9 protein-coding genes and 3 pseudogenes are annotated in these 11,134 nt (G+C 63.8%); 8 read left to right on the top strand and 4 right to left on the bottom strand.

Annotated elements, in window-relative coordinates; translation table 11 throughout:
* Window positions 1-364: pseudogene (locus F561_RS0123560) on the bottom strand (IS4 family transposase); the annotation flags it as partial.
* A 353-nt stretch (window positions 365-717) separates the two neighbouring features.
* Between F561_RS0123560 and F561_RS26725 the strand changes: the two are divergent.
* Window positions 718-1,392: pseudogene (locus F561_RS26725) on the top strand (IS6 family transposase).
* Between the two features lie 240 nt (window positions 1,393-1,632).
* Here F561_RS26725 and F561_RS27585 read toward each other — a convergent pair.
* Together F561_RS27585 and F561_RS26715 are read right to left on the bottom strand one after the other, a co-directional pair.
* On the bottom strand, window positions 1,633-4,197 hold the full coding sequence (locus tag F561_RS27585) for an EAL domain-containing protein (RefSeq protein ID WP_019012419.1): 2,565 nt from the start codon (window positions 4,195-4,197) through the stop codon (window positions 1,633-1,635).
* A 33-nt stretch (window positions 4,198-4,230) separates the two neighbouring features.
* Window positions 4,231-4,956: a S8 family serine peptidase gene (locus tag F561_RS26715; protein ID WP_019012418.1), complete on the bottom strand. Its 726-nt coding sequence runs from the start codon at window positions 4,954-4,956 to the stop codon at window positions 4,231-4,233.
* 13 nt (window positions 4,957-4,969) lie between these two features.
* Between F561_RS26715 and F561_RS26710 the strand changes: the two genes are divergently transcribed.
* From F561_RS26710 to F561_RS30655, 7 genes and pseudogenes are all read left to right on the top strand, one after another.
* Window positions 4,970-5,824, top strand: a complete 855-nt coding sequence (locus F561_RS26710) for a glycoside hydrolase family 18 protein (protein ID WP_083922628.1) — start codon at window positions 4,970-4,972, stop codon at window positions 5,822-5,824.
* An 8-nt stretch (window positions 5,825-5,832) separates the two neighbouring features.
* Window positions 5,833-6,237 (top strand): annotated as a pseudogene (locus tag F561_RS30660) (lactonase family protein); the annotation flags it as partial.
* A gap of 97 nt (window positions 6,238-6,334) precedes the next feature.
* Complete coding sequence (locus F561_RS30405) at window positions 6,335-6,928, top strand: lactonase family protein (RefSeq protein ID WP_019012415.1); 594 nt, start codon at window positions 6,335-6,337, stop codon at window positions 6,926-6,928.
* A 976-nt stretch (window positions 6,929-7,904) separates the two neighbouring features.
* Window positions 7,905-8,351 (top strand): DUF6463 family protein, encoded by a 447-nt coding sequence (locus tag F561_RS30220; RefSeq protein ID WP_019012414.1) that lies wholly within the window; start codon window positions 7,905-7,907, stop codon window positions 8,349-8,351.
* Entirely contained in the window at window positions 8,348-8,986 is a 639-nt protein-coding gene (locus tag F561_RS27580) for a TetR/AcrR family transcriptional regulator (RefSeq protein ID WP_019012413.1), read from the top strand. The genes F561_RS30220 and F561_RS27580 overlap by 4 nt, the downstream gene beginning before the upstream one ends.
* Window positions 8,983-10,158, top strand: a complete 1,176-nt coding sequence (locus F561_RS26700) for an FAD-dependent monooxygenase (protein ID WP_019012412.1) — start codon at window positions 8,983-8,985, stop codon at window positions 10,156-10,158. The genes F561_RS27580 and F561_RS26700 overlap by 4 nt, the downstream gene beginning before the upstream one ends.
* A gap of 291 nt (window positions 10,159-10,449) precedes the next feature.
* Entirely contained in the window at window positions 10,450-10,782 is a 333-nt protein-coding gene (locus tag F561_RS30655) for an IS110 family transposase (RefSeq protein ID WP_083922625.1), read from the top strand.
* A gap of 128 nt (window positions 10,783-10,910) precedes the next feature.
* On the opposite strand, the gene F561_RS0123500 is transcribed toward F561_RS30655, so the two are convergent.
* Window positions 10,911-11,134 (bottom strand): integrase core domain-containing protein (locus tag F561_RS0123500; RefSeq protein ID WP_019011933.1); only part of this gene is annotated, 224 nt, incomplete at its 5' end.

The following is an 11,134-nucleotide window of genomic DNA, read 5'->3' as shown; positions in this document are numbered from 1 at the left end:
CATCACTCATGAGGGTCAGCCGGATCTCGGTGCTGCTGCTGCCCCCATGGGGCAGCAGCTCGAAGAGCAGTGGAATCGCCACACCACGCCACAGGACGGCCAGCATCAGCGCGTTCACGTCCGACTGTCCCAGCTTCCAGTTGGTGCGGTCAAGGATGAATTCTCGCTTCCGGGCCTCCGGAAGCAGCTTCAAGACAACCACTGCGACATCAGCCGGGCACAGGGGATGGCGGTTGAAGAACCGCTCAATTCGGCGAATGACCGAAGACGTCTGAGCGCTTCCTGGGAAGCGCTCGGCCAGCTCCGCATGCCGGACGTCCTTGGCCTGAAGCAGCGCCAGGACAACGAGAGAAAGCAGCTCCACTTGGTTTTTGCGGTACTCCGGAAAGTGGGCACAAAAGCAGCGAGACAGTTGGGTCAGCGTGACGGGAGACGCGCTCTGTTCTGACGGATTAAACGAGAGATTTCAACCCCTCAAAAAGTGTCGGGTACTGAGCCAATAGCGGGTGAGGCTGTTTGCTACCGGCTAAAATGGAGCAATGACCAGCCTCGCCCTTCAGGGCCGAGCTGACTGGGTCTCACGACTGCACCCGCAAGCCCTACGGGCTGCCTATAATTTGGACTTTGAGGGACTTTAAATGGTTGTGTTGCCTTAACTAGGTTGGGATAGGCTGACCCGCCGTGGCCGAGCCGAGACCTGATCGCCACCGATTCCCAATGACCATCATTCAGCACGCCGTGTGGTTGTACCACCGCTTTCCGCTCAGTTACCGCGATGTCCAAGAATTGCTGCACGGGCGTGGCATAGAAGTGAGCCACGAGACCCTCCGTGAATGGTGCATCAAATTCAGTTCCCTGTTCGCGGAAGAACTGCGTTCCCGGGAACCCTGGCGGGGTTCGAGGTGGTATTTGGATGAGGTCTGCACGACGGTGAATGGTGTCCGGCATAGGTTGTGGCGGGCGGTAGAAGAGTACGGCTTTGTGCTTGACATCCTGCTTGGGCGGCACCGGGATACCGATGCCGCGAAAACCTTCCTGACCAAACTGTTGGGTGAATATGACGTCCCAGAGGTCATTCACACCGATCAGCTTCGAAGTTACGGAGCAGCCATCCGGGAGCTTCCGAGCTTGGCTGACGTTGATCACCAACAGGTGATCTCCACGGTTCGGTGCAACAACGTGACCTTGCAAGAACACCGATCCACTCGGCGACAGGAGCGAAGTTAGCAGGGGGTGGGGCGGCGGAAACGCGCTCAAGAATTCCTGGGTTTACACGCCCGTATCACGAACCTTCACCATCATTCCCGCACCAGCGTTTCCGCCTCGACCAGAAGAAAAAATCAGAAACAAGCGTTCCAGACCTGGTCAGCCGTCACGGCAGGGATAGACTGAATTTCAGGCCACCCCTGCCCTCCCCACATCCAACCTCGAATTAAGGCAACACAACCGGTACAGCCAGACGGCGTGCTGGATGATGGCGATTGGGAATCGGTGGCGATCAGGTTTCGGCTCGGTCACGGCAGGTCAGCCTACTCCAGACCGATTAAGGCAACACAACCCGGGTAGCAGAGAAGTAGGGGAGGTCATGCCGTGGCGGTTCACCCGGGCGTGCCCAACGGGCGCGCCGGGTGTTCAGGGTTCCGGGTGCCAGCCAGCGGTGGGCCGGGCGAACAAGAAGCCCTGCAGGTGGGCGACGCCCAAGCCGCGCAGCAGCTCCCGCTCCTCGAGGTATTCGACGCCCTCGGCCACCAGGTCGAGCCCCAGCGCCTGACTGAGCTGGACGATGCTGCGGATCATGGCCTGGGCACCGGCGTTTTGGCCGCGCTCCAGGGCACTGACAAATGAGCGGTCAATCTTCAGGCCTGAGACCGGCAGGCTGCCCAGCACGCTCAGGCTGGAGTATCCGGTGCCGAAATCATCGAGCATGACGTGCACGCCGAGCGCGCGCAGGGCCAGCAGCGTTTCGGTGACGCGGGTGGGCGACTGAATCATCAGGCTTTCGGTGATCTCGAGTTCCAACCGTTCGGGGGCCAGCCCACTGGCGCGCAGCGCGGAGCGGACGGTGCCCAGCAGGTCGCCCTGCTGAAACTGCCGGGCGCTGAGGTTAACGGCCACCCGCACGTCCGGCCAGGTCGCCGCGGTCCGGCAGGCCTCGTGCAGCGCCCAGGCCCCCACCGGGATGATCATCCCGGTGGGGGCCTGGGCGGGAATAAACTGGGCGGGCGACTGCGGCCCGAGGTCGGGACTGTTCCAGCGCAGTAGGGCCTCGGCGCTGCGGACCTGGCCGCTGGCCGCCTCGATGATCGGCTGGTAGTGCAGCTCGAATTCGCCGCGTTCCAGCGCGGTGGCGAGCAGCGCCTCGAACTGCAGGCCGGCTTGGCGGTCACCGGCGTGGCCGCTGAAGCGGTGGACGCTGTGCGGTTGCCCGCGGCCCTCGCTGAGCGCGAAGTGGGCGGCGCGGTGCAGCTGGTCGCTGGTCTGGCCGTCACTGGGATGGTGGGCCAGCCCGAGGTTGGCCTGCACGTGGAGTGACAGGCCCTGCACCGTGAAGTTGGCCTGCAGGGTGTCCAGCAGGTGGCGGGCGCGCGCCTCGCGCTCGGCCTCGGTCTGGCCGAGCAAGATCAGCATGAACTCGTCGTTGGTGGAGCGGGCCAGCACCTCGCCGGGCTTCATGGCGGCCATCAGGCGCGCGGACACCTCACGCAGCAGATCGTCGCCGCCGGACGGTCCCAGCGCGTCGTTGACCTGCTTGAAGCGCAGCAGGTTCAGCACTGCGAGGCTGACGCCGCCCCGGTCGCCGTGGGTCTGGGCCGCCGCGCGGGTCAGCAGCACGTAGCCGAGCACCCGGTTGGGCAGCCCGGTCAGCGCGTCATAAAAGCGCTCGCGTTCTACGTCGGCCAGCGCCCGGGTGACGGCCTGCTCGCTGGCCAGGCGCAGGGCGCGTTCATGCGCGATCTCGCGCCGCATGCCGCTGAGTTCGGCCTCGGTGGTCAGGTCGCGGGCCTGCTGAGCAAGTGAGGCGTCGCGCAGCAGGGTGCACAGCCGCGCGGCGTGCTTGAGGTGGTGGTTGGCCTGGCGCGGATCGGGGTCTTCGAGCAGCTGCGCGAGCATCTCATGGGCCCGCAGCTCTTCGCGGGGCCGCTGCGTGTCCTGCGCCAGCTGCAGTGCCCGACGCAGTTCAGGCTCGGCGCCCTGCGCCGATTCGCCGCGCAGGCGGGTTTCAGCGCGGGCGAGCAGCACTTCAAGCTGGGTGTTGAGGTCGCCGCTGCGCTGGGCGGCCTCGCCCGCCTGTCCCAGGGTGGTTTCGGCCTCCGTCAACTGGCCGCGCGCGGCTTGCAGCAGGCCGAGGCTGTGCAGCGCAGCGGCCTGCAGTCCCGCGTCATCCAGCAGCCGCGCGGCGCTCAGGGCGCCTTCGAGCAGCGTGGCCGCCTCGTCCAGCTGCCCATGCTGGCGCGCCATGTCTCCGGCATTCAGGCCCATGGCCGCTTCCGCGTACGCGTTGCCGGTTCGCCCGGCCACCTCGCGGGCGCGCAGAAACTGCGCGTACGCTTCGCCGAACTGCCCGGTCTGCTCATGCAGCAGGCCGAGATTGGCGTACACCATCAGGGCGCTGGGGCCAGGCTGCTGGCACTGCGGCAGCAGGTCCTGGGCGCCGCGCAGGGTGGTCAGCGCCTCGCTCAGCCGGCCGAGGCTGGTGAGCAGCACGGTCTTGTTGCACAGCGCCCGGATCCAGGCGTCGATGTCGCCGAGGGTGCGCCGCAATTCGGTCAGCCGGACGGCCGTTCTCAGGGCCGCTGCGCCCTCCCCGCTGCGGTGCTGAATCTGCGCGAGCAGGCTCAGCGCGTCGCCCTCCTCGGCGTGTTGGCGTCCGGTGCAGGCCGCCTGCACCGAGGACTGGGCGGCCAGCGCAGCTTCGGCAAGGTGCCCGGCCTGCAGCGCGTGCTGGGCGTGCAGCAGGTGAATGCGCGCCTGGAGCGGCGCGCAGGGAACGACCTGCTCCAGATGCTCGGCGCTCATGCCGCGCTGCCCCAGCCGCCAGGCGGCCTCGGCGGCGATCAGGTGCAGCTCCGGCAGCAGGCCCGGCCCACCGGGACCGGGTTGGGCCAGGGCCTGCTGGGCCAGTTCCAGGCTCTGGGCGGGGTCGCTGGCAAGCAGGCGCTGGGCGCTCGCGCGCGGGTCGGTGGAAACAGTGATCATCGGCAGGTCCCCGGAGAAGGAAAGAGGTCGGCCCTATTCCGGCTGGGTCAGGCGGTTCAGGTCCAGCGTTCCGGCCCCCAGCTTGCCGGCATACAGGACGTTCTGGGCATCGGCGTTCCGGGCGGTGGCCTGCAGGCGGCTGACGGCGGCCTGCGGGGTGCGCCCCTGAGCCAGGGCCAGGGCGGCCGCGCCAGCGGCCACCGGCGCGGCCATGGAGGTGCCGCTCCAGGCGGCCACGCGGCTTTGCGGGGCGGGGGCCATCAGCCCTTCACCAGGGGCCATCAGGCTCAGGCCGCCGTACTGTGAGAACGCGCTTTTGAGGCCCAGCGCGCCGTGGCTGCCCACCGCAAGGTTCAGGTCGCTGCCCCCGAACTGCGCGGCCGGGAAGTCCAGGCCCTCTCGTCCCGCGTTGCCGGCGGCGGCCACCACTACGGCTCCGAGGCTGTTGGCGTAGGCGACGGCTTGGGTGACCGCTTCGACCAGTTGATCTGATCCGAGCGAGATGTTGATCACGTCCGCGCCGTGGTCGGCGGCCCAGACGATGCCGCCCGCGACCGCGCTGGCGTCACCCAGGCCGCCCGCGTCCAGCACGCGCACCGGCATCAGCTTGACGCCGGGGGCCACCAGCAGCGCCAGGCCCGCCACGGCCGTGCCGTGACCGGACGCGCCCTGCCCGAAGGTGCCCTCGTCCTGCGGGACGGCGTCGCCGTCGACCAGATCGGCCCAGCTGCTCTGGGGCGAGAGCGATGCGGCGAACATCGGGGCGAGAGCGATGCGGGAAGCGCTGGTCGCTTCCTGCATGCAGTGGCTGGACCGATTTGGTTTCGACGGCGTTGACCTGGATTGGGAATTTCCAGTGCATGGAGGAGCTGAACACCTGCCTCCCCCAGAGGGCCTGGGGTACCACCGTCCGCAGGACACTGCCGCATTTACCGAGTTGATCCGTGAATTTCGCAGGCAGCTGGGACCGGACCGCCTGCTTACCGCAGCGACGCCCGCACAACAGAAAATCTATCAGCACATGAATCTGGCGGAGACCGGGCTCTACCTGGATTTCGTGAACGTGATGACCTACGACCTGCACAACGGCTGGGAAATTCACGGACCCACAAATTTTCACACCGCCTTGTATCCAGCCGCCGACGATCCGTCGGAAACGGACGTCGCCCGGCGTGAGTTCAACGCTCACGTTACGCTAGAAGCTTACCGAGCATTCTTCCCGCCAGAGAAGTTGATCCTGGGGGCGGCGTTTTATGGCCGTGGATGGGAAGGCGTGCCGCCCGGAGACCACCACGGCCTGTTTCAACCAGCCCGGAGGCTGATCCAACCGGGCGGGTACGTCCTGTACCACACCATCAAACAGGATTACGAGCCTGAATATGTCAAGGTGCGCCATCCGGAAACGCGGTCCGTCTGGGTGTACCGCTGCACGGAGCCTGAGACCGGCCTGGGCACCTGGGTGGGATACGACGACCCTGAAGCCATGCGGGAGCGCGGAGCCTATGCCCGTGAGCAGGGTCTGGGAGGCGTCATGTTCTGGGAAATCACCGGGGATGATGAAGCGCACAGTCTGCTGCGGGGCCTGCGCCAGGGGCTGTTCATTCCCACTCAGGTTGAGGACGCCTGAGCGCCTCTATGTCCCTCTATCATTTGTTGGTCGGAACCTACACCCAGCCTGAACCTCATGCCCCCAACGCCAGTGGGCAGGGCATCTACCGCATGACCTTCGGTGCCGGTGAACTGAAGCTCCATGGCGTAGCCGCCGAACTCCCCAACCCGTCGTTCATCGCCGTTCATCCGCAGGGCCAAGCCGTATACGCGGTGAGCGAAGTGACGCAGGGCGCGCTGCACGTCTACTGCGTTCGGCACGCCCACCAGGCGCTTGAACTGCTGGGCGTGTCTTCCACGCAGGGCGCCGCCCCCGCCCACGTCAGCCTGAACGCTGCAGGAACGCTGGGGTTCACCGTGAATTACGTCTCTGGGGCCTCCCTCCTGACCTACGGGGTCAGGCCCGGCACCGGAGAGCTGCTGCCTGATCCCGCCACGGCCAGGCACCAGGGCCGAAGCATGCATCCTGAACGTCAGCAGGGCCCACGCGCACTGTGCCCGCGCCGCTCCCGATGGAGGGTAGGTCTATGTGACGGATCTCGGCAGCGACGAGGTGGTGGTCTATCCAGGAGAGTGTCAGGCACTCCCTCTCACCAGGCTCAGCACCTTGCGCCTGCCTGCGGGCTCGGGGCCGCGTCACCTGAGCTTCCACCCCAGCGGACGGTACGGGTTCATTTCGCTGAAACTGTCGTCTGAACTCGCCGTCGTGAGGCGCGACCCGGAAGGCGGGCAGCTTACCCTTCTCCAACGGCTTTCCACCCTCGTGAAGGGACCGGCGGACGGCAATCTGCCTGCAGAAGTGCTGGTCAGTCCCTGCGGGTCCTTCGTCTGCGTCTCGAACCGGGGGCGCAATACGGTCGCGCTCTTCGTCTGGGACCCGGAGGAGACGCGCGCCCAACTGGTGAGAGAGATTCCAACCCTGGGTCAGACGCCGCGCAGCATGACCTTTACCCCGTGTGGAACGTTTCTCTTGGTGGCCAACCAGGATTCCGAGACCATCACCGTATTTTCCTGGGACTGTTCACTGGGTCGCCTGGAGGCGGTTCAGAGGGTGCCGTGTCCCACGCCCACCAGCCTGTGCTTTCTTCCCCCTGATGCTGCTGAGCCCGCCCAGCATGCCTGAGCGCGGACAGCTGAGACGGTTGCCTTGTCTAACCAGACTCGGGCTGGCTGACCTGCGGTGCTTGACCCAGGAGTGGACTGCCACCGTCTCCTCATCACCGTCCAGTACGCAGTTATACCGCTGATTATGCTCGTGTGGTACCGCAGGTCAGCCACGGGACGCTCCGCGAGGGGTAGATTCCGTTTGCGTTCCTCTTCGCTGAAGCGTGACGGCACCGGGAACTTTTCGAGGCGGGCGTGCAGGCTCAGAAATTCCTGCGCTCGTCTCCACCGTTTGACTCCAAGTTGATATCGCTCTTGACGTCGTGCGGGGCGGTGAAACTGTCCGACCAAGTTGTTGCAGCGCGTTGTGGAGATCACCTGCGGGTAGTCGACGCCCTTCAGGCTCGAGATCTCCCGAATCGCAGCCTCATCACTTCGCAACTGATCAGTGATCAGGACAGACGCTGAAGAGCGATTCCCGTTGTCCAAGGGGAACGCCATCATCCGGCCCTCGGTGAGCTGAACAGCTGACCTTTTCTTCAATCCAACTGGCTGAGGCAAGGGAGAAGGCGACCACTTGGGTCGCCTGTGAGGGTGTGGGTCACTGGGCTCGAACCAGTGTGAGGGCCTACTTCCGCCCCACTCGCACGTCCGTTTTTCAGAAGGTGGACGCTTCCCTTCGCATCGAAAGTATGCGTCTGAGACACGCTTGCTCTATTTGGCAACCTTCAAGGCGTCGTAAGCTGGTTCACCAGGAGGATGAGCATTCAGCACAGGGAAGCGCTAGAAGGCAACGGACAGAGCGCTTTCCCCCTCTGCCTCATCCTTGCGGTTCAGGGGGCAAGTTCAGAGGTCAAACGTTCAGATGAGGAGCGACTGGACGCATTCTTCCCGAACCAGAATGGGGGAGTCCGTGGGTGTCTCCAGACGCCTGGCGCGCAGTCCATCCCGGTAAGGGACTTTGTTCCTTGGTGCGCTTGGCTCAGGCCACGATAATGAACGTGTTCAATTATGAACTAGTTCAAAAGGAGCTGAGCATGTACCTCTGGGCAGGACGTCTCTTGATCGCCGTGGCTTTGATCCACCTGTGCCTGGCCCTGGCCAGCGTCATTCCTCATCTGGCCGTCCTGGCACCAGACGGACTCCCTGGCGTCATAGGCGCGCCCTGGCACCCGCCACACTTGGACCGACAGGCCGCCTTCTGGAGTTCACTCGGAAGTTTTGCTGGCACACAGCTGCTGTGGGGCATGTGGATCATGTCCACAGCCCGAGCGGGACACCGGTTTCCCAGAGGCACCGGACTGGCCCTGCTGGTCTTGACGGCCGTTCAGGTCACTCTGGCTCCGCTCAGTGGTTTCTGGGTCAATTTCATTCCTGCCTTGCTGCTGATGGCCGCCGACATTCCAGCGAAGAGCATTTCCGCTGATCAGGCAACCCAGTGACGCGTCCACCTGACCAGCAGGAATCCAGCCGCCGTGAACGTCATAAGCAGGACAAACTGGAGCGGATCCACGCCGCAGCACTGGCGCTGTTCACCCAGCAGGGCTACGAGGCCACCACCGTACGTCAGATTGCTGCAGAAGCGGATGTCGCCACCGGAACCGTCTTCCGGTACGCCTCCGACAAGGCTGATCTACTGCTGATGGTGTTCCATGATGTCATTGCCCAGACGATCAAGCTGGCCCTGCACCCAGGCCGCCTGGAGGGACCGCTTACAAAAGTGCTTCTCCAGGTGTTCGATCCTTTTTTTGCATTTTACGAGACGCGTCAGGTCCTGGCCAGTGATTTTCTTCGCTTGGTGCTCTTTCACCAGAGTCCGTGGCGTACTCGGGAAATAAAGCAGGGCCAGGTTTTCGTGCAGCAGTTGGCCGAACTGCTCAAGCAGCGGCAACAGGGAGGTGAGGTTTCAGCCGATGTTGATCCACACATCGCAGCCGTCGCGGTCTTCTCGCTGTATCAGGCCTGTCTGGTGAACTGGTTGAGCGGTGGAGCCACGCTGATTGAGACCCGACATCAGCTGGAGGCGCTGCTGGAGCTGCAGGTTCGGGCACTCCACCCCGGTGCAGGAACAGTATGACGCCCCGTGTGCTGATAGTGGGTGCTGGTATTGGAGGGCTGGGACTGGCTCAGGCAATGATTCGTACTGGAATGCACGTCAAAATTATCGAAAAGGTGGCCTGCTGGCGGCCGGTGGGCGCTGGCCTGATTCTCAGCGGCAATGCCCTGCGGGTCATGAACCGGCTGGGACTGTCCGAATCGCTCATGCAGGTCGGCCATCCACTCGCGTCCGCCTCGCTCACAGACGCGGGGGGCCGACTCCTTCAGACCATCTCGTATGGGGCCTCTGGGGGTGCTGTTGCCTTGCACCGTGCCGACCTGCAGGCGGTATTGAGCCAGGGTCTGACACAACAGATTCACTTCGCGACTACACTGCAGGCGCTGCATCAGACCCCTGAGGGTGTGGACGTCACCCTCAGTGACGGATCGGCGCATCAGTTTGACGTGGTAGTGGGAGCCGACGGCCTCCACTCTTCCGTCCGGCACCTTGTCTTTGGTGACCTGCCGAAGCAGTACGCAGGCTACACCAGTTGGCGCTTTGTGATCAGCTGCCCTAGCCCCCAGCACGCCGTTGAGATGTGGGGCCGGGGCTGCCGACTGGGGCTGGTCCCCCTTGGCGGCGGGCGCACCTACGGGTACGTCACGGCCAATGCCCCGGAAGGAGAAGTTGGCGACCCCCTGAACCGCGCCGCGGAGGTGCGGGCGCGCTGCACCGAGTTCGGGGGCGTTGCCCCCGAACTGCTCTCATCCCTTCAGACGGACACCCCAGTGATTCGAACGGACATTCATGAGGTGCACTTGCCCCGCTGGGTGCAGGGCCGCGTTGCTCTGTTGGGCGACGCGGCCCACGCCATGACGCCCAACCTGGGCCAGGGTGCCGCCATGAGCTTGGAAGACGCCTGGGTTCTGGGCCAACAACTGAAGGCTGCCCCGAACGTGCCCGCAGCGCTGGCACGGTATGAGGCCCTCCGGCGCCGCCGGGTGAACCGGGTTCAAACCGCTTCTCACTTCTTGGGGCGCGTTGGCCAACTGGAAGCGGACGGATTGCGGAGGCTCCGGGATGTGGGGATGCGTCTCACGCCGCCGCCTCTCACGCGTTGGTCAACCAGCAGGCTCTTTCAAACTGAACTGGACTCACTTGATCCGGGCATAGAACCTGTGCCCTCAGCACCTGACACTTCGGGGCATTGACGTTTTAATGGTGAGGCAAGGGGGTGTGGCACGTTTGTATGTTGAGCTGAGTCATGGAACGCTTGGCTCGTCACTCAGACTCAAGTCAATAAGCCTGTCGGCAAGTTGATCCTCCAGGCTCTTTCAACATAGCCTGGCGGACTTGAGACCGTTAATGTCAGGCGCAACCCTTTCTGAGGTGTACGGGTCTGTTCACCACTGTCGGCCGACCAGCCCCGGCTGTTGACCCTCTTGTTCCCGTTCTGGGGGTTTTGTGTTGGTCTTGGGTCTTGATATGGGCAACAGCGAGTTATCCGCCTATCTTCTCCAGCTTCACGAATCCGATCAGATTACCCCTGTACGAAGCGTCGGAACACTGTTCAAGGGCGTGAGCAACTCCTGCCCTGGCGGGTGGAAACAGGAGGCGCTGTGGTGATGTCGTTTGAGAGCGTGTTCTGGGATCGAGTGGCTATGGCCTTCTATAAGGCAGGGTGGTGTATCTGCGTCGTCAACGCAGTACAGATCGAGCGTGGTATGAGGAGCACGTTCAGAAGAGGAAAGACGGACCAGCTGGATGCAAAGTTGCTCGCCAGCGGTGGGGCCGTGATGCATCCAGCACGCAGCACAGCCCTGAAGCAGACCTAGTTGAACTCCGTGCCCCGCTGCATGTCCGGGCCATGCTTAGCCGTTCGTTGATTTCTCAGAATTAATGTCTTTCTAGGCGGTATTGACGTGGCATAGAGGGGCTGATATTGCAAGGCCTTCGTGGAGGATCAGTTCAGTGTGGCGCGGTGTTCCTCAAAGTGAGTCGGTGAGCGGTACCCTAAGCTGGAGTGACGCCGCTCACGGTTGTAAAACACCTCAATCCACTCAAAGACTAAATTACGCGTGTCAGAGCGGTTTCCTTGTGCTTTATCGAGGTTCAGCTCCAGCTTGAGGGTGGCAAAAAAGCTTTCCATCGCCGCGTTGTCCCAGCATTCTCCTTTGCGACTCATAC

This window comes from Deinococcus aquatilis DSM 23025 (genome assembly GCF_000378445.1).
GTDB lineage: Bacteria > Deinococcota > Deinococci > Deinococcales > Deinococcaceae > Deinococcus > Deinococcus aquatilis.
Note: the sequence above shows the minus strand (reverse complement) of the source record. Positions and strands in the feature narration are given on the sequence as shown.